This is a genomic window from Pseudonocardia sp. T1-2H (assembly GCF_038039215.1).
Classification (GTDB): Bacteria; Actinomycetota; Actinomycetes; order Mycobacteriales; family Pseudonocardiaceae; genus Pseudonocardia.
On the sequence record NZ_JBBPCL010000001.1, the window covers coordinates 1580646 to 1599105 of the forward strand.

The window sequence follows — 18460 nt, forward strand, 5'->3', positions numbered from 1 at the left end:
CTTCGCTGACTTGTCGGCCGACCCCAGCTGCTTACTCCACGTCCAGAGCGCACGATCTAGAGTTCGCAGATCGCATCGAGCTTCTCGTGGCGATGTCACGGCAGAGCGCGAGGTAGGGCGTATAGCGTGGATCGGGTCCGCTGAACTCTCCATGGGCACGAAGGGTTTCCATCGCCCGAACATCGGTCACTGTGAACATGTCCGCGTTCCAGACCGTCAGCAGAGCGCTGGCCACAGGCGTCTGGACGCCCGCCAGCAAGTGCAGGATCCGATGCTTCAGACGGTTCGGTGCTGATAAGGCGACCCTGGTGATGTCTTCGATGTCTTCGTCCGAGTTCGAGTTCAGCCGACTGAGCACGCGGGTGCTCTTCCAGCGGCCGACCGCCAGCAAGTCCGCCCGGGTGAAGTACCCACGCTTGGCAGCCGTTGGCCCTACGCGTTCCAGTAGGTCTCGCTCAAGGTCCCCGAGGGGATAACGGCTGCTCCAGTTCCGCACAAACTCCTCGTCGATAGTCCCAGAGGTCACGGGTGCGCTCATCGATCAGCCTTTCGCCGGTTTCATAGACGCCTGACCATGCTGGATGACGGCAGCGGAGAGAGTTCTGCAACACTATCGTGGGGCGGCAAGACCGACCCATATGGGGCACCTGCGCACCGTAGGCGTCATATGCCCTTTCGCTGCCGCAGATAGAGGTCGGCGTTGAGGCCGATATCAATCCACCAGTCCATCCACGAAGCGTCGCTGGACGTCTCCACGTCGGGCACCGCATCTGACAGCACTCGGCCATCGGCCGTGACCAGCTGGTCGCCGACCGTCTCAACTGGGGAGCGGTCAGCGTCCAGGACGTAAGGGTAACCGCGGCTTATGTCTGCAACGACCTGCCGCACGGGTTCGGTGAACGACGCTCGTCGAGTTTGGAACTCGGTCCATCCACAGACGGTAGTTCCAGCTTGGAGCGTGCCCACGATCGATCGGGCGGAGCCGGCAGGCCTCGCACTCGCAGCAAACTCGAACAGGTTGCGCTCGGCTTCCTCATGGGTCGGCCAGTCCGGTCCGAGCCGGTAGTAGCCGACCGCCCTTCCCGAGAGCGGTCGCAACGGGAATCCTTCGACCTGTCCGTCGGGATCCCTGCGTGCTAGCTGACCGTCGCAGGCGTCGAAGAACGCGAAGGCATCGATGAGTGTGTCCAGGACATGCCTCCCCGCCACGTGGTTGTCGTAGGCGGAGATGCGTGTGCCGTAGACGCCACCGTGCTGCTTCCGGAAGGTGTCAACGGGCAGATCTGTCCGCTGCTTCCAGCGGGGGAAGATCAGAAAGCGCCCCTCATCTAGTGGCCCGACCGCTCGTCTGATGTCGGGGTCCACCACGTCCGCACGGTGCGTCGCTACATCCCGCAGCGAAGCGAATGCCCACACCACCTGCCCGCACGGAGTAGTGCCCCGCAGATCGACATAGTCCTGGCCACCGGATGCGCAATACACCTCGTTGTCGAGCGTGCGGATAGCCCACAGCGCTCGGTCCACCTCGTTGACGATTGAGTCGAAGTCCTCGAACTGCACCATCTCGCCCGGCATCACTGAGCCGGCGACGCTGGCACACTTCTCAGCGCAGCGGTTGATGTCCTCGGCCAGAGCACGCATGCGAAGCGCGCCCTTGCGGAATAGCTCGTCCTTCACCTGCACCGAGCAAGCAGACCAGCAATCACGGCAAGTCAGCCAGCAAGATTATGGCTCGGTGGGACCAACGGTGCCCGCCACGCGTTGGAGAGCGGCAGCGGACCCGGCGAGATCAGCGCGATGCAGCGGGGCTGCAGTATCTGCCGCGGCAACGGCATCCCTGGCCAGCCTTCGCAGGATCCCCGCGACCTCCGCGGCCTGAGCGGCGTCCACCGTCACGATCAGGCTTTGTCTCAGCAACGCCTGCTCGGCGAGCAATGTCGTCCAGGTCCAATGATCCACGCGCAGGCCTCCCTCGCCGCGCCGATGCGCTGCACCAAATCCGCGCTAGCCCACCGCCGTCGACGGGCGCCGCGAGCAGATCAGCTCGCGGCGCTGACTGCTGCCGTGGGGCCGATGACCGGGCGGGGCCCGTTACGCCGCCACGCCCACTGCAGCACCGCACACACTGCCTCGACGTAGCCCGGTCGATCGGCGTAGCGGCGGGTCGCCGGATCCCTCGCCGCCAGGATCTCCGCCGCGACGTACTCGGCCTCGATCAGCTCCTCATACGCCACCGGCGTCCCACCGGTGATCGGCCGCAACGCCAACGACCGCCAGCCGTTCACGTCGGTGGTCGAGCACGCCATCCACCGGCACGCGATCACCAGCCCGCCTGCGCGCCACGACGGCCGGCCCGCCGCCGTCTCCGCCGCGGAGTACACCTCCGCCTCGCGCCAGAACTCGCCGAACACCTCCCGCGACACTCGAAGGTTTCGCACCGGAATTCGAGCGATGTCGTGGCCCGTCACAGTCTTCATAGGGGAATAGTTGCACGGCATCCCGACAATTTCACTCAGCATCGCAAAAGCGACCTTTCATTCGGCCATTGACAGTGATCTGTCAATTCGGCCATCTGTGATCGGTGCGATTACTGACGCGTCAGCATGGATGTGTGGCGTCTGAGGAGGTCTGCGACGTGCAACGCCCGACCTGGCGCTCGGGCGTAACGGATGAGCCTCGTGTGGCGAGCAACGGCACGCTCCCTTGATCAACACTTGGAAGGTTGTTCGCACGTGCTCGTTCTCGGCCCGCCCACTGCGTCGCGCAGTACCCCAGCCCTGGGGATCGCAGCGTGAGCCGATCGCAGAAGGGCACCCTGTCGCGGGATGTGGTTGCCTGGTCGTCCTCGTCCTGATCTTCGGTGGGCTTATCCGGGCGTGCAGCGGCGGCGACGAGGAGCCCAGGCCGCTCTCCCGCCCGACAACCACGACCACAGCTACGACGACGTGGCGCGCGCCCGCCACGGTCAACCAGGCGCCGCCAACGACGACCACAACCACGACGCCACAGGAAACCCCGAAACCGCGGCCCAATCCAGAGCCGAACCCTGAACCGAACCCGGAGTCCGACCGGACTACTCGGCGCACCACCGAGGAAGCGCCGGCCGCGGTGTACTACGCGAACTGTGATGCGGTGCGAGCCGCCGGGGCCGCACCCATTCATGCGGGCGACCCCGGTTACCGGAGGGCTCTTGACCGAGACGGTGACGGTGTCGGATGCGCCGGAGACTGACGTCGATCACGAAAGCCGGGGGTTGTCGTCGAGGTCGTCGAGTTCGTGGATGAGCTGATCGGTGCTGTTCTCGGCGACGCCGGGGATCGCGCCGAGGGCGGTGAGGGTATTGCCGTGGTGGGTTGCGGCGAGCAGGCGGCGCCGCGAGATGTCGTCGTGGTCAGCGCCAGCCTCGGTGATGATCTGCTCGGCGCGGGCGCACAGTTCGACCGCGATCTGGTGGCTCAGACGAATCTCTCGCATGGAGGCAGGCGAGACCGCACGGAGCGCGGCGAGGCGCCCTTCCTCACGGTTTGCTCGGTAGATCGATCGGAGGAACCCGACAGTTTGGGTGTGGGCCAGGCGCTCTTTCGCGGCCTGGTGAGCTGCAGCGGTACGCAGATGGTCGGCGTCGAGGCGCTCCAGTAGGAACCGGGCGTAGCTGTCGCGCCATGCTTGCGCCCGCGGCAGATACCGCGGTTCGTCAGCGCTACCAACGTTGAGCAGGGTAGGCCCTGGGTCGCGTTCGTAGAGCACGCAGTTCGCGGCGAGCGACCAGGCCGTCAGCGCGTCCGCCAGGTCCTGCGGCAGCTTCTCGTCGAGGCCGTCGTCCTCCATGCCATGGACGGTAGCCAGTTAACTCGGCCGCCGCGGGCATTTGAAGAATCGGGCGACAGCGATTCAACCGGGCCGCGGCGCAGTCCATCGGCTCGCGCCGTGAGCGGCGGTCAGCTGCTTCGGGTGTTGGGGTCCAAAGACTCCCGCAAGGCGTTCGCAAGCCCACGAACGGCGCGGCGGATACCGGGGGGGATCGCCCGGCCGTTGTTCAGCTCGATTGCCGCGTTGTGCAGGAGGTTACTGAGGTTCATGGCGACCTCGCGGTCCCCGATCACCTCGTCGCGGTAGTCGACGAGCAGCTCGGCGATGATCGAGTAGGCGCGGGCCTCGGCGGCAACGTCGGCGTTCAGCGGTGGCCGTTCGCGGTCGTAGCGGCTCGAACCACTCATGACGTCCACCCTCCAGCGGCCGCGGACCAGGGTCGCGCGGGGCCGCCGACCTTCCCCATCGCCGGCCACCGCGCGAGCCCCACGGTAACCCAGATCGAACATTAGTTCGACCTCTGGCGGTTTGGCGAAGTCAACGGCCGGACCGAGTCAGGCGGCAACCAGGCCAGACGCCCGGCCACCGCAGGCCTCCGTGGCGAGTACGCGCTCAGGGCCGCGCCGGCCAAGCAAAAAAGAAGGTGGGCGCCCTTCGGGCGGGGCCTGCCGGCCCTTGGCTTAGCACGGCCGACCTCCCGGTAAAGGGTGCTCCGCTGCGCTGCGCATCGCCTTCGGCGACGACCTTCGGTCGCCCTTGACCGCGAGCCTCCACGGCCGTGCAGGTGCGCCTTACGGCGGCGGGGGACAGCACCCCGCCACCCCAAGGGGACGGGCCAGCAGACCCACGGAGGTTGTGATGTCCAGCAGCGCGAGCGCCGGTTCCGAGCAGGAGACCGCGATTGACGCGGCCGCGTCAACGGCGGGGATCAGTGCGCCGATGGTCGCAGCCTTGGAGGGGGCGTGGTCGGCGATCCGGGCCCGGCACCCGGAGGTTCCGCCGGTGGTGCTGATCGTCGGCGCGGGATCGGGGTCGGGGGCATCGCTGCGCTTGGGGCATTTCGCGGCGATGCGCTGGAGTAGCCCGGATCAGCCCAAGGCGGCCGACACCAACGGTGCGGCTGCCGGGGAGCGGTTCCCGGAGGTGTTCGTCGGGGGCGAGGGTCTGGCCCGGGGCCCTGCCGAGGTGCTGGCGACGTTGCTGCACGAGGCCGCGCACGCGCTCGCGCATGTGCGACGAATCAAAGACACGTCCCGGCAGGGTCGGTGGCACAACGCCCGGTTCAAAGCGCTGGCTGAGGAGTTGGAGATCGAGGTCACCAAGGACGCGAAGTTGGGGTGGTCCCCGACCAGCCTGCCGGTCGCGACCCGGGCGACCTATGCGGTGACGATCGGCGAGCTCGGCCAGGCGCTGCGGTTGATCCGGGCGGTGGAGATCACCGGGGCTGGGAAGACGTCGAAGCCGTCGCCGCCGGCCGTGTGCGGATGTGGGCGCAAGATTCGTGTCTCGAAGGCGGTCCTGGTCGCCGGGCCGATCCTGTGCGGGGCGTGCGGCACGGAGTTCACGGTCGACGGCCCCGATCCGGAACCCGACATAGCCTATGGCGGGGACGGCGAGGGCGCGGCTGGCGAGGTCGAAGCGGGGGCGGTGGCGTAATCGCGCCGCGGGTGGATCCCGTGCCGTATCTGGCTCGGGCGGCGGTGAGCTGGCTGGCGTTGTGACTCGCAGCTGCCCTCCCGCGGCGGTCTGCGGGGCCGAACCCGCTCCGGTTTGAACAGGCCACGCCCGCCGAAGGTGTCCCACCACCGCCACACCCCGTCGTTCTCCGTACCGCATCTGTCGCGGCCCTCGAGGACCTCGACCGCGCCGGCCAGGCCGCGATGGTGAACGCAGCTATGTCTGACTGCTGCCGTACGGCCGGGTGATCACCTCGAGGTTGTGGCCCTCCGGGGAGTCGAAGTAGGCCCCGCGGCCTCCGTCGCTTGTGTTATAGCCCGGCGTGCCGTGCCACGGGTCGGCGTGGATCGGCACGCCCCGCTTCCGCAGTCGCCCGGTCACGGCGTCGAACTCGTCCTCGGAGACGAGGAACGCGTAGTGCTGCGGAGGCACCTCGTCGCTGTCCATGTAGTCGAGGCTCGCTCCGTCGGGCAGCGCGACAACGCTGAACGGTCCGAAGCGGGTCGGCGCGGGCAGCCCGAGCACCTCGGCAAGGAAGCGCGCGCCGGCTTGCTGGTCGTGGGTGGCGACGATGGTGTGGTTGAACGCGATGGCCATGGAACTCAGGGTGCGACCTCGACCTGGGTCGAGGTCAAGAGTCTGACCGGTTTCCGGCCTGGGTCAGTCCTCACGGATGGGTCGCTGCCCGCTGCCGTTTGCGACGTCCGGTCGCTTCTCTCGTTCCGCCGGGCCTGAGGAAGAGGCGGTGGTTGTGGCGCTGGACCGGGGAGTCCGCGGCACTGGCTCAGTTCATCTCAGGCGGCGAGACCCCCGGGATGTAGGGGCCCGGGTGACTGCCGGATCGACGGGCCGGGGGTGTGCGGTTGCAAGGGGCACGCTCCCTTTCTGATTTCGGAAAGGAAGTGCGCCTACGGTCAGATGGTGCCCGACGACCTCGACGACCTGGCTCGTCAGCTGTCTGGCGCGGTGGGCAGCCTGACCGAGGCCGAGATCCTCGAGGCGGTACGCCAGGCAGAGGAGATTCACCTGGCCAGCAGGGCTAGGTCGGGCCGGCTGTTGGCTGAGCTGCACGGGCGGGGGCTGTCGTGGCCGGCGATTGCGCGGGCAACCGGGCTGAGTCAGACGACGGCCTACCAGTGGGCTCAGCCTTACCTGATGGTCAAGGACCCGGAGTGACGGAGGATGCCGGTCCCGGCGCAGTCGCGGGCCGGGCGTTCGCGCGTGTCTACCGGGTGTCGCGTCGGGAGGACCTCGCCGACTACATCGCTGCAGCGTTCGCCAAGTCGGGTGCGCAGGTGCTCTACGCGACGAGCCCGCAGCGCGCCCCGATGTACTTCGCGGTCCAGACAGCAGCGGGCGAGCGGGTCGGGGTGATCATCTACCCGTTCCGGGCTAACCGGATCGAGACGGGGAACCGGCCGAAGGACGAGCACAAGCTGCAGATCCGCTACGGCGGCCAGGACGGCTGGGGCGGGTCGCATCCGGTCGGCTACGACGTCGCGAACGTGGACACGACCCTGGTGCTGGGTGTGAGCATGGCGGCGGGCGTGTTCGTGGGGCTCGACCCGCAGATCTATGACCCGTTCCCGATGGGGATCTCGACGTACTTCAAGGACGGGCAGGTCGCCGAGGCGGTGGCGAGCAACGGCTGGGCGGTGTTCGAGCGGCACAACCTGCCAGGGCGGCGCCGGCCGGACCGGCGCTCACCGGAAGGCCTGGAGACCTTCGTCCTGTTCGAGCCCCGCAGGCTGCTGGACTATGTGCGGTTCGAGCGGCGTGCAGCTGACCTGGGTCTGGACCCGGCACTGCGGTTCACCACGGCTGTGGAGGCGGGCAAGACCGTCGACACGGCCGGGGAGATGACGACCTCGCTGCATGGGCTCGAGGCGCAGTTTGACATGACGAGCACTGAGATCCTGGAGATGATCAGTCAGCGCAACCGGCTCACGGTGGCGGTGCGGGGCGGGGTCGCCGAGTATCACCTGCAGAAGGTGCTTGATGCGGACCCACAGGTAGTGTCGGCGACGTCGCTGGACCAGGACGGTGCCCATGACTTCGATGTGGTGATGCAGGACGGGAGGACCGTCCGGGTCGAGTGCAAGAACAGCTCCCCGAAGCGCTACGCCAACGGCGACATCAAGGTCGAGGTGCAGAAGACCCGCGCAACGCAGGGCGACCCGGCTGGCCGGCTTTACCGGCCCGAGCAGTTCGACGTGGTGGCTGCCTGCCTGTTCGCGCCGACCGGTGAGTGGCGCTTCGCCTACCGCGCCACCGCGGATATGGACAAGGACAAGGAGCACGACGACCGGCTCGCCGCCCTGCAGCGAGTCACCGAGGTGTGGAAGCCGACTCTCTTGGAGGCCCTGTGAGCAGCACGGACAGCGCGGCTTCCCCAGATCGTCGGTGCCCCATGGCATCGTCTGTGCCTGTGAGCGAGGAACGAGGGGTCGCAGTCTCCCTGTTCTCCGGCGCCGGGGGACTTGACCTGGGCGCGGAGCAGGCGGGCTACCGGGTGCAGGCGGCCGTGGAGTACAACCACGACGCCGCAGACACGATGGAGAAGAACTTCCCCGATCTTCGGTCCCCGGTGATCCGGGAGAACATCCTGCAGGTCCCGTCGGAGCAGATCCGTGAGGCCGCCGGGCTGGGGCCGAAGGAGAGCCCGGAGCTGCTGATCGGCGGGCCGCCGTGCACCCCGTTCAGCAAGTCGAGCTTCTGGCTGGACTGGAAGCGTGACGGCCTGGACCCGAACGCCTCTCTGCTGCAGGAGTACACGCGGGTACTGCGTGACCTCAAGCCGCGGTACTTCGTGCTGGAGAACGTCTACGCGCTCACCTACAACAACAAGCAGAGCCGCCCCCACTTCGAGCGCCTGCTCCGGGAGATCGACGACTTCGGCTACGACTGCAACTGGGAGGTACTGAACGCGGCGAACTTCAACGTCCCCCAGGCACGTCCCAGGCTAGTCATCGTCGGAGCACCCAAGGGTGCACGCACCCCGACCCTCCCGTCGGCATCGCACGGTGGTCGCTGGGAGCGTCAGAACGTGGGGAAGGCCGACTCCCCCCATCAGACGGCGGGTGAGGCCCTGGCCGGGCTCGTCACCACCCCGGAGCCGGCCGACGAGGTCGCCGGCCAGTACGGGCACCTTCTACCAGGGATTCCGCCGGGTGGGAACTACCTGCACTACACCGCCGAGCGTGGTCACCCGGAACCGCTCTTCAGGTGGCGCAGCCGCTACTGGTCATTCCTCCTGAAGCTGGATCCCGACAAGCCGTCTCCGACGATCCAGGCACAGCCCGGTCCGTATGTCGGCCCTTTTCATTGGGAGAATCGTCGACTCCGCGTAGCCGAGCTGAAGCGGCTCTTCACATTCCCCGACGAGTTCGAGCTTGTCGGCTCGCGCAACTCGATCCAGGCGCAGCTAGGCAACTCCGTGCCCCCGTTGCTGGCGAGGACTGTCATCGAGGCCCTCACCGACGAGGAGTAGCCGTGGCGGACGGATGGGTTAGCACTTCGAAGAGTACCCACCTTCGAGGCCGCAAGAAGGTCAGCACCGAGCCTGAGGTGCTCCTACGGAAAGCGCTGCACGCTGCTGGTGCTCGGTTTCGACTGCACCGCCGGATTGCCCCCGGATGTACCCCTGACCTGGTACTGCCCCGTCATGGCGTCGCTGTCTTCGTCGACGGCGACTACTGGCACTCCTGCCCGCTCCACGGTAGGAAAACTCCTTTCACGGGTCCGAACGCTGACCTGTGGGAGCAGAAGATGCACCGCAATCGGGAGCGCGACGCCCGGTCTACGGCGTTGGCCGAGGAACGCGGTTGGACTGTCCTTAGGCTGTGGGAATGCACAGTCCGGGCAGACCCGTCGCTCGCAGCAACCGCCGTCCTCGAGCAGCGCTCACTGCCGCCTCTTGCGGTCACGTAAGACGCGTAAAAGTGTGACGTCTGCAGTCGCCAAAGATCAGTTACCCCACAACTCGGCGCAAGATTGTCAGCGGCTGCCGGTCGGCCTCGTAGGGATCGCTCCAACTCAGGTTGGTGACGCCTAGCTGCTCCCCAGCGTGTTTCTGAACCGCTCGTTGGGCGTCCGTGAGTAGGTGCGCTTCGCGACGCCACAACGGGTGCCCGAGAGCCACTGCTCGTCCCGTCCGACCATCGGCGATGACAGGAACGTTGACGATCGTGTGATGCTCGAGGTCGACCCCCTCGATCGCCGTGAGTGACTCAGCGAGGGCGCGGCCGCGAGCCTGCCAAAGCTCGAACGGGAGTTGCTCGCCGGCGGCGATGGCGAGCATGTCGAGTGCCAGCCTCCAGTCCAGGGCCCCGTGGAGTCGTCGGTTGTCGTATGACCGGAGGCAGTCAGGGCAGGAAGTCGTGCAGACCTGATGGGTCTTGTCCAACCACCTCTCGGTGAGCTCATGTCGCGTCGAGTGCAGAAGCTTGTCGAACACGGTGGCGTGGCCGATCTCCGCGGCGTAACCGGCCCCGTTCTCGAGAGCATCAGCTATGAAGATGTCGTAGGTCGGGATGTTGAAGCGTCGAACGGGCTGAAGACCGACGACAAGCTCCTGTGGATCGACATCGAGCTGTGCCTGGCAGGCGATCCGAAGTGCCTCAGCGAGTGACCAGAACGCAGCCCTCCCCGCGGGAACATGCTGGGGGAGTGACGAGATGGTCCCAGCGGGGACGTTCGCGTCTCTCAAACCCACAATGAGGACGTCCGTGGTCCGGACTTCTCCGATTGCCGCCGGCTCGAGGCTTGTACCCGCCGGGATCTGCCATGTCTTCGGTGGGTAGCGAGACGGGTCCGGGACGATGACCGACCCGTCGGTGAGCTGGCGCAGAGGGAAGAGGGCCCCGCGGTTGTCATTAACCTGAACGACCTGGGCCTGCTCGAACGTCCGCAGCTGAAGTGCGAGAATCTCTTCTGACCGGGTCGGTGGGGTCGCGGTTGTCACTGCGGGCAGCGCAGCTCCTGGGGAGAACTCGTTCTCGTCGTTGTAGTCCTTGGCCCTATAGGTCGTCCGAAAGCCAAGCGGTTGGTACATCGTGAACGCGAACAGCTGCCCCTGACAGACCTCGCACGTCTCCGAGCCCGGAGATGCGATGACGGCATCGCACTCTAGGCAGCGTGCCATCTTGTAGGCCGGTCCCAACGGGTCTTTGGCCTCGACGCGGTAGCCCTTGAGGTCGTAGGCGGCGAAGCCGGCCGCAACATGCAGCACGCCGTCACGGACGACTTGAGCGCCCGGTGCAAAGGCTGAAACTGCCATGTCCAAGGGGCGGTCTGCGACCTCCGCAGAGTCCAGGGTCGACTTGTTCCTAGCCTCGTGGCTGTACAGAGACCTGGCCCGCGTCGGGAACCCGAACATCGGGAGAACGCCGGCGGTAGCGAGAAGCTCGCTTAGCTCCGAGATGGGCGGTGTGACTCGGGCAATCGCAGCGTCTACGTCCGATACGAGCGTCGTCGATGCCCAGTCGTGGAGCACGGCGATCTCGTGACCAGCAAGTCCCGTGTAGCTGCAGAGCCGCTCGACGGCTTGACCAACAGCCGCGGAGGTCTTTAGCCAGAGCTGGACCTCGGGCCGATATGTCGACCATTGGCCCGTCGAGCCGAACGAGCCGTGGATGCTCTTCGGCGTCCAGGCCGGCGGGTTCGATGTCGACAGGAACGCTTGCCGAAGTACCTCCGCAGCGATGACGCGACGCACAATCGGTAACCGGTCCAGATCGAGGAACGGCTGTGGCGGGATGTCGCCCGTCATTCGGTGGGTGTTATTGAAATAGTAGTCGTCGTGAGTCCTGTCCCGGCAGACCGTGACAGCGTAGGAGTAGGCCTGACCGGCGCGGCCAGCCCTGCCGACTCGCTGCTGATAGTTGAAGCGTTGCGGCGGCATGTTGGCCATAAGCGTCGATCGCAGTGAGCCGATGTCGACGCCTACCTCCATCGTCGTGGTAACGCTGAGGACATCAAGACCACAGGTGAGACGGTTCTCGCGGGGCTCGGGAAGCAGGACTCCACGGAACCATCGTTGCCGCCGGCGTTGCTCATCGAGTGGCTTTGTCTGGCCGGTAAGTTCAGCAACGGCCAGTCTTCGAGGCTCGCGTTGTGCCAACCATGCGTAGTAGTCCTCCGTCAGGGTTGCGAGGCCGTCCTCGACTAGCTCCACTCCTCGACAGTTGCGGTTCGCGCACGCGCCTCCGGACCGATGAAGGTGACGGTAGGAGCATGAGATGCACCGCCAGACTCGGCCGGCGGAAGGTACGACGACAAGCGGTGCCAAGCCTGTATGGATCTGTAGCAGCCATCCCGTCGCCACGGCGAACGTGAGAGCCTCACTGGCCCATTCAATGAGTGCTTGTCTGTCCACGCCAAGCTGGTCACCGACCTTCTCGAGGTACCGCCGCACCACCCGGGGGATAGTCGGTTGTGGGTCTCCGTAGTCCGCGCCGACGTATCGCCGTGATGTTCCAAGAATGCGGATACAGGACGCCAGAATTTCCTCGGCCCGAGCTTCGTTGACCGGCGAGCCGATCATGCGGATCGATGAGGGGGCAACATACCCGAGGCCTGCGGACTCGATGTCGCGTCCGGCCCGATCGAAGAGAGCCATCGCAAGCCCAGCGTTGAGCTTCTCCGCGTAGGCGGCGCGCGTTGCCGCTACGTTCTCGCCGCCTGCCTTGTCCCACAAACCGGGCGTAGGCGGTTCGAAAACCGTGTACCAGGGGTCACCATCGTCAGTCTTACCCATCGACGGCGCGGGACCGGCTGGATGAACCCCGAGCTGTAGAAGCTGTTCGTTGACGCGGGCTCGGAGCGTTGCCCAGCTGGTTCGCGAGACCCCGCCGCCTTGACGTGCAGCATCGAGTTGATCTTGTTCTTCTGGCGTCAGCTTGAGCCACTGCTGTTTCTGGACGAGACCATAGAGCTCGGGCGACGTACGTATCGTCTCGGCGAGAACGTGCTTCTCGTCCTCTGTTAGCGAGGTCGGGTCAGTGGTCGACTTTGTGAGGACATCGACGACGTCCGGTGCCTCCCTCCCCAACGCCTGGCGCACCACCTGGCGGACCAGGTCTCGGTAGTGGTTGCGGGCCACGCCAGCGGCTGTGCGAGCAGCGTCGTCTCTACTGTCCGTGAAGACGATCGTCTTGCTGTCCTCCGGTAGGTCCCCCATCGTTCTGATCAGCTGAGAGAGGAACACTTGAGTTGACTGCGCGAGACCTGACGTGTGAGCACGGATCGGGCTTCGGACCTCACCGCGCCAGTACATCTCGGGATCTCTGTTGTGACCCTTCTGAGCGCAAGCCGGACACATCTCAGGGAGCGCGGGCGGCTTCTCCTTGCTGTCACCGGGAAGCCCGCGATAGGTCATCACCCAACCTGTTGCGTTGAACGAGCCCAGCTCAACGAGCCCAGTACGTGGGTTCAGCTCGGCTGGGCTGAAGCTGAACTTCACCGTTCCCGACTTGGCGGGAAGTTGGTGAGACCACTCAAGGTCAGGGCTGATCGGCTTCGCACCGGGCCAGTACCACATGTACTCGCCGTACCGGCGGCGGAACACTGGTTGCTGCTCCATCGCCGGTACCTCTGCGGTGTCTGGTCCGAGGACCCAGCCGAGACCCTCCTCCTCGGGAAGCCGGTCAACGACAAAGCCGCCGAGACTGACATCGCCACAGTCGAAGCAGTAGAGGAGGTCTAGAACCCGGGACCCGCAGTCCGGGCAGGACGACGCCGGGACATCGAGAAGCCTTCCGATGGTCCGCGCGGGGTCGGCTGGCCCCGTACCGCAGGACGGATTCGAGCATGCCCAGACTCCGCGGACAGTCCGTGCGAAGAGATGCGCTCGCAGGGGGATTGTGGTGTCTCGGTCAGCCGGGTCATCAGCGATTCGGGTGAGTACCTCGCCCAGCGCCTGCCGGTCGCGCTCACTGCCGTCGGCGTCTGCGAACAGGCGCCGAGCTATCTCCGCCAAAGGCGTCGCACGGTGACGACCGTCGTCGGGCGAGTAGCAGGCGCCTGCAACGGCCTGGGACAACGTCGGCCCATCGGCCCGCGGCTCGTGGCCGGCGTCGCCTCTGAGCACCTGCGACCGAGTCAGCTTAGGCGGAGTGCCGATGGACCGAGGCTGCCCTGCGGTGATGTGGAAGGAGTCGCGCGACGCTCCGAAAAAGCCCTCGAGGTACTGGCGACTCTCTTCGCCCTCGTCAAGGGAGGCGCTGGTGGCAACAAAGCGAAGCTGGGAGCTGTCGGGCTCCAGGCCCAACCGTGCAAGCAGGTTGCGCAAGATCATTGCGACCTCGCTGCCTTGTGTGCCTCGGTAAAGGTGGAGTCGTCAACCACCAGGGTGAGCACGTGCTCTGGCGCGTGCGCCAACCAGTCGCGGGTTCTTTCAAAGAGCGGGCTGTCGGCATCCCGCATCAGAAGAGCATTAAGCATAGAGTAGTTCGTCACGAGCACGTCGGGAGGAGTGACTCGCATGTCCCAGCGCACCAGCATCTCGTTTCGGCGCGGATCCGAGAACTGTGTCAAGTTGTCCGGGCTGTAACCGGCTGCCTGCAGGTCGTCGTACTCACGAGTGATGCCTCGTAGCTGCTCCGCGACCCGCGCAGCATTGTCAGAGCTGCCCTGCGGTTGCGTGACGGTCCCAAGAGAGGCTGAGGTGTAGCGGCCGAACCAGAGCTGGGACTCTCGACGAAGCGCCGCAATGTTGCGGACCGCGCGGCGGAGTCGGACGACCTGGTCCTCGACAAGTGCATTCGTGGGATACAGGACGATAGCCCGCATCGATGCCGGACGGCTCTCACTGCGTAGTGGTTTCCATCGGTTGGCGTTCGGCGCGCTCCACCAGTCGTTAACCGCGGGCTCGTTGGTCCATGACATCGACTCGTCAACGAGCCGCAGGAGCACTGGCAGGAGGAAGCTCTCGGTCTTGCCGGACCCTGTTCCTGACGTGACTACTACGTTGGGCCGTGTGTTGCTGCTTCCTAAGGAGTAGCGGATCGCCTCGGCCTGGTGTTGGCGCAGGAGGATAGGGGAGGCTTCTTTGGTGAACGCGCCAAAGAGGGCCCTCCCCACGATCTCTGCAGCTGTATCAGAGACGCCGGCCTCCCGGGTGACGTCGAGTAGCGGCATCCTGGCATCGTAGGGTACGACAGGTTCCAGCAAAGGATCTGCGAAGAGACGCCCGGGTCGTTCGAGAAGCGCCCGCCGCTCTTCCATCAGGCTCTCATTGCGGAGCCAGAACGCCGTATCGAAGTACCGAAGGTAAGCATCCCGGATTGAGTCGTTGGTCGACAACGGGTTAGCAGACATGCAGCACCTCGGCTTAGGTAGCGAAAAGATCGAAGATGTGCTCAGCGAAAGACTTCGACACGTCGTGGTATGCGATTGCGCGCTGGTCCTTCACTTTCTGCGGTAACCGGCCGCTGCTTAACACGGCCGCGCGACCGTACATGCCAGGGAGGTCGGCGCCAAGCGCAACGACAAGCAGGCGGGATTTTGAGTAATAACCTAGGAGTGGTCGTCCGAGGCGCTGAGCCTCTAGGTGTTTCACCAGTTGTGCCGTTCCGACTGCTGCTTCCTGTCGCTCGATATCTGCATCGGATCGGTATACATAAAGCGTGCGGAATGCGGACTCGAGACGGTAGGCGCCCGGGGTGGCCGCTGTTTGGACCGGCTCCCAGTATGCGGCTGTCACGTTGAAGCGCTCAATCTTTCGCGCCCCAGGCATGGGAACGCGGCACAGCTTTGCACCAACACGACTTAGCTGCGGCAGAATGTTGAGTAAGGCCGACGCCGCGCGCGGGACGATCTTCACGGGGGCATCAGAAGGCAACAGGTCCCGTAGCCCAGGTAGTAGGTCAGCGACGGTCGAGGCGGTCAGGCCCTCCACGAACCAGGACCTCGGGCCTTCCCTGTTCTCCTCGTACGAGTACTTCCCACCGACATCATTTACATTCTGCTCCAGCTGCGCTCGCGCGCTGTCGGACCATGCGCCTACGAGGTAGAAGGACCCGTCAGCCGCTTCCGCGAGAGCCGGCGGAGCTATCGACCAGGACGTCACCTCGAGCCGCTCGTTGCGGCTCAGGTCGACGTGCCCGAGGACCTCGAGACTGCGCCGGAAAGAGTCGGCCGCAATGGCCGAGGAGTCAACCTGAGTAATCACCCGGTCCAGCGACGTCACGGTGCCACCTCCGAGGTGGACGAGTGCGTCGAGCGCAACGTCGTGATCGACTACCAGTGTATCAGCGCTTGCGATTTGTGCCAGGCGGTCCGAAATGCTGATCTCGGCGCCAAGGTCACTCGAGCGCGGACGGTTTCTCCGTGGCCACGATGGATATCGCTTCTCAATTCCACACTGACTGCAAGAGCCAGACAGCATCGGCGATGGCGGCTTTCCCATGGGGGTCGGCGGGAGCTGGATGCGATGCGCTCCCGTGACGACGCACGACTTAGGGTTAGGGGCCGCAATGACAATCGGCACCGAACTTTGCCGGGGTGGCCGGTTAGCTGACCACCAAATCTGCCCGATCTTCGTGGCGGAGGGCTTCATGATCTGGTGTGTCGTCGCTGGAACAGAAGCGCCCCGAACAACGTGCGACGAGCCGTCGAATTGGTCGATAGCAGTCGTAGCGGTGAGTGGCTGGTCCGGATGGTAGCCGACAACAACGGCCGTGTCCCAGGTCCAGCGGTCCGGGGTGTCTGACGACCGCAGCCGCAGGATTGAGCGCTGCAGCGCTCGGTTCCCGGTGTCGAGCTTGAGTTCGTAGTCGCCGTCCTCCAGCTCCATCTCGGCGAGATCGACCAAGAGCACCCCACGCTGGCTTTGCCAGCTATGCGACTCGATCGCGTCGCCCGAGGCCAGCTGCATGCGGGACAGCGAGAGGGCAAGCTCGTTGTCGAGCTGAGACACCGCACGAATCTCTGGTGGTCGAAGTGCCGACCACTTGCGAAGGTTCCCGGGAAGCTTCATACCGCCGGCGATGCTTAGCTGTGAGGAGATGACCGGCACGAGCGGGTTAAGGTCCGGATACTTCGACGCAGAGATGGGCGCCGACAGAATCTGAACGTCCGTGAATAAAGACCATCCCCGCGGAAGCCCCTGCAACGCGTCCCGGCGTTGAAAGCCTGGACGAGCAATCGCTTTGAGGAGCCCGTCTACCTGGTCCGGCAGCTGACCCTGGTTCTTGACGAGAACAAGTGAGTCCTCGCCGAGCTGGACCCGTTCGCTCTCGACGAATGCGTTGGTCAGCTCGTCCCGGCGGAAGGGAACCACACGGTGTGGGTGACGCCGGGCCTGGACTCCTGTGCGTGGGTCTACCAGGTGCAGAACGCCTTCCACCACGGAACCTGGGTCAATGCTGCCCGCCGTCCGCGGACGGACCGTGCCGCCCCCGAGCGGAAGCATGTCGATACGCGGCGTGCCATCAGCGCTCTCAACGACGAGCTCGTCGGGGCAGACGCTCCGAGCATCGTTGCCAGGAACGACAGCTGAAGAGCAGGCTTGGGGAAATTTCGTAGCTGTGCCATGAGCCGGATGTCACCGGTTCGTGGCTGTGCCGACGTGCCTCCGGCGTCAATGGGATCAGTGGCATCGCGGTTGTCCCAGCTCGCCAGCTCCGTCGCGGCGACCTCCGCAATCCGCTCCTGCGCACCGGTTCGCTGCCACAGACCCTGCAAGTTCTTGCTCGCAGGACAAGGAACTTGCTGGATCCAAGTGTCAAGGATCCTTGCCATGTCGGCTGGCGGGATGTCGCTTCCCGGTGGAAGGCCGAACTGACGGAACATCCTCGTGAGATGGCGCCGGTCCGCGGCCCGGATGAGCGCCTGAGACAGCGGAAGGCCGATATAGCGGTGGGTAAGCGCGAACGCTGTGGGTACACCGTAGCGACCATCGTTCAGTGTCAGCCAGTCGTTGAGTCCACGCCACAGCTGCTCGGCGGCTGCCTGGTAGGCACTTTGCAGTCGTTCCTTCGGCTTGTCCCCTGTGACTCCCAGAACCGCAGCGAGACGCGGGTAGTAGGCATGGACGGCCACATTACGATCACTCCCCATCGCTTCGGCCGCCAGTGTGAACGCAGCCAGCAACGCCAACGTGGGGGGCGGCTTGACATGGGAGTCAGACTTGCTCCGGCGTCTGACGTCTCGCCGCCACCGGTCGAGGTGTTGTAGATGAGCGCGGAACACATCGGCGGAGCCGCCGTGAAGCGCCAGGGTCGCCCGGACAGCCTCCACAAGCTGGCCTTGCGCCTCGTCGACGTCGATCGACAGATGCGAGGAGACCTCGGCCAGAACAGCGTCGTCCATGTCTAGGTAGACGGGGCGGCCAGCCTGATCTTCGGAGAAGACGGTTGCGCATATTGCAGAGTTCCAGCGGAGGTAGTCGTCCCACGCGTTCTCCATCTTGGCCTCCAACTGACCCTTGACGGCCTCTCGGTGCCATGCCTGCTCACCACTGAGGGCACAACCGCCGCCCGTATGATCGACTCGCGTCGACACTCCGTCGCGGCGCCACGCCGGACCGTACTCGTGGTTAGGCTGAATAGCCTAGTGCTGCTACGCCTGGTGAGGTCACCCGAAGGACTAGGGGGACGCGAAAATCGGAGAGCCGCGAACGCGGCAGGTCGCTACCGTCCGCGTACGCGATCTGACGGCTACCGCGCCAGCTGGTCGAGCTCGATAACGTCGATGTCGAGTTCGTAGGCGACAGCCTGTGCCGCAACAAGGGCAGCAGAGGCGTCAGTAGCATTCAGCTGGAGGCCGAAGCCACGTAGTTCTCGTATGGTACGAGTCTGAGTTCGCTGCAACCCAGCGGAGCGACATATCGCCTCTTTTCTCAGTAATTCGACCCGTCCAGGCATGGAGTATCGGCGTCACTCATGTCGTGTACTTTCGTTGGTGGGATAACAGGACATCAAGGACCATGAGACCACGTTTCCCCGTAAAGCTGCGTCGAATCTCGACGGCG

At 65.2% G+C, this 18460-nt stretch carries 16 protein-coding genes; 6 read left to right on the forward strand and 10 right to left on the reverse strand.

Translation table 11 applies throughout. From position 1 onward, the window contains the following. Positions 1 to 31: 31 nt before the first annotated feature. The 3 genes from WBK50_RS07945 to WBK50_RS07955 form a co-directional block, all read right to left on the reverse strand. Entirely contained in the window at positions 32 to 538 is a 507-nt protein-coding gene (locus WBK50_RS07945) for a hypothetical protein (RefSeq protein ID WP_341334964.1), read from the reverse strand. A gap of 125 nt (positions 539 to 663) precedes the next feature. Then, a complete protein-coding gene (locus WBK50_RS07950) occupies positions 664 to 1683 on the reverse strand; it encodes a hypothetical protein (protein ID WP_341334965.1) in 1020 nt (339 codons plus the stop codon). 356 nt (positions 1684 to 2039) lie between these two features. Next, complete coding sequence (locus tag WBK50_RS07955) at positions 2040 to 2411, reverse strand: hypothetical protein (RefSeq protein ID WP_341334966.1); 372 nt, start codon at positions 2409 to 2411, stop codon at positions 2040 to 2042. Between the two features lie 697 nt (positions 2412 to 3108). Here WBK50_RS07955 and WBK50_RS07960 point away from each other — a divergent pair. Further along, positions 3109 to 3231, forward strand: a complete 123-nt coding sequence (locus WBK50_RS07960; RefSeq protein WP_341334967.1) for an excalibur calcium-binding domain-containing protein — start codon at positions 3109 to 3111, stop codon at positions 3229 to 3231. A gap of 6 nt (positions 3232 to 3237) precedes the next feature. On the opposite strand, the gene WBK50_RS07965 is transcribed toward WBK50_RS07960, so the two are convergent. Together WBK50_RS07965 and WBK50_RS07970 are read right to left on the reverse strand one after the other, a co-directional pair. After that, a complete protein-coding gene (locus tag WBK50_RS07965) occupies positions 3238 to 3828 on the reverse strand; it encodes a hypothetical protein (RefSeq protein WP_341334968.1) in 591 nt (196 codons plus the stop codon). Positions 3829 to 3938: 110 nt separating this feature from the next. Then, the gene (locus tag WBK50_RS07970; protein WP_341334969.1) at positions 3939 to 4217 is read right to left on the reverse strand and encodes a hypothetical protein; all 279 of its coding nucleotides are present in this window, start codon (positions 4215 to 4217) and stop codon (positions 3939 to 3941) included. Positions 4218 to 4812: 595 nt separating this feature from the next. Here WBK50_RS07970 and WBK50_RS07975 point away from each other — a divergent pair. Then, positions 4813 to 5466, forward strand: coding sequence for a hypothetical protein (locus tag WBK50_RS07975; protein WP_341334970.1), 654 nt, complete (start codon positions 4813 to 4815; stop codon positions 5464 to 5466). A 237-nt stretch (positions 5467 to 5703) separates the two neighbouring features. On the opposite strand, the gene WBK50_RS07980 is transcribed toward WBK50_RS07975, so the two are convergent. Then, complete coding sequence (locus WBK50_RS07980) at positions 5704 to 6084, reverse strand: VOC family protein (protein ID WP_341334971.1); 381 nt, start codon at positions 6082 to 6084, stop codon at positions 5704 to 5706. Positions 6085 to 6408: 324 nt separating this feature from the next. On the opposite strand from WBK50_RS07980, the gene WBK50_RS07985 reads away from it, so the two are divergent. The 4 genes from WBK50_RS07985 to WBK50_RS08000 are packed head-to-tail and all read left to right on the forward strand — an operon-like array spanning position 6409 to position 9417. After that, positions 6409 to 6663 carry a hypothetical protein gene (locus tag WBK50_RS07985; RefSeq protein ID WP_341334972.1) on the forward strand — a complete coding sequence of 85 codons (255 nt, stop codon included), beginning with the start codon at positions 6409 to 6411 and terminating at the stop codon, positions 6661 to 6663. Then, on the forward strand, positions 6660 to 7856 hold the full coding sequence (locus WBK50_RS07990) for a hypothetical protein (protein WP_341334973.1): 1197 nt from the start codon (positions 6660 to 6662) through the stop codon (positions 7854 to 7856). Before WBK50_RS07985 ends, WBK50_RS07990 begins: the two co-directional genes overlap by 4 nt. A 59-nt stretch (positions 7857 to 7915) precedes the next feature. Further along, the gene (locus WBK50_RS07995; protein ID WP_341334974.1) at positions 7916 to 8977 is read left to right on the forward strand and encodes a DNA cytosine methyltransferase; all 1062 of its coding nucleotides are present in this window, start codon (positions 7916 to 7918) and stop codon (positions 8975 to 8977) included. Between the two features lie 2 nt (positions 8978 to 8979). Then, positions 8980 to 9417 (forward strand): very short patch repair endonuclease, encoded by a 438-nt coding sequence (locus tag WBK50_RS08000; RefSeq protein ID WP_341334975.1) that lies wholly within the window; start codon positions 8980 to 8982, stop codon positions 9415 to 9417. Between the two features lie 40 nt (positions 9418 to 9457). Here WBK50_RS08000 and WBK50_RS08005 read toward each other — a convergent pair whose 3' ends face one another. The 4 genes from WBK50_RS08005 to WBK50_RS08020 are packed head-to-tail and all read right to left on the reverse strand — an operon-like array spanning position 9458 to position 17895. Continuing rightward, positions 9458 to 13783, reverse strand: a complete 4326-nt coding sequence (locus tag WBK50_RS08005) for a DUF1998 domain-containing protein (protein WP_341334976.1) — start codon at positions 13781 to 13783, stop codon at positions 9458 to 9460. After that, complete coding sequence (locus WBK50_RS08010) at positions 13780 to 14790, reverse strand: DEAD/DEAH box helicase (protein ID WP_341334977.1); 1011 nt, start codon at positions 14788 to 14790, stop codon at positions 13780 to 13782. Before WBK50_RS08010 ends, WBK50_RS08005 begins: the two co-directional genes overlap by 4 nt. A 28-nt stretch (positions 14791 to 14818) precedes the next feature. Then, positions 14819 to 16768 (reverse strand): hypothetical protein, encoded by a 1950-nt coding sequence (locus WBK50_RS08015; RefSeq protein WP_341334978.1) that lies wholly within the window; start codon positions 16766 to 16768, stop codon positions 14819 to 14821. A gap of 41 nt (positions 16769 to 16809) precedes the next feature. Beyond that, positions 16810 to 17895 (reverse strand): hypothetical protein, encoded by a 1086-nt coding sequence (locus WBK50_RS08020; protein ID WP_341334979.1) that lies wholly within the window; start codon positions 17893 to 17895, stop codon positions 16810 to 16812. Positions 17896 to 18460: the final 565 nt, after the last annotated feature.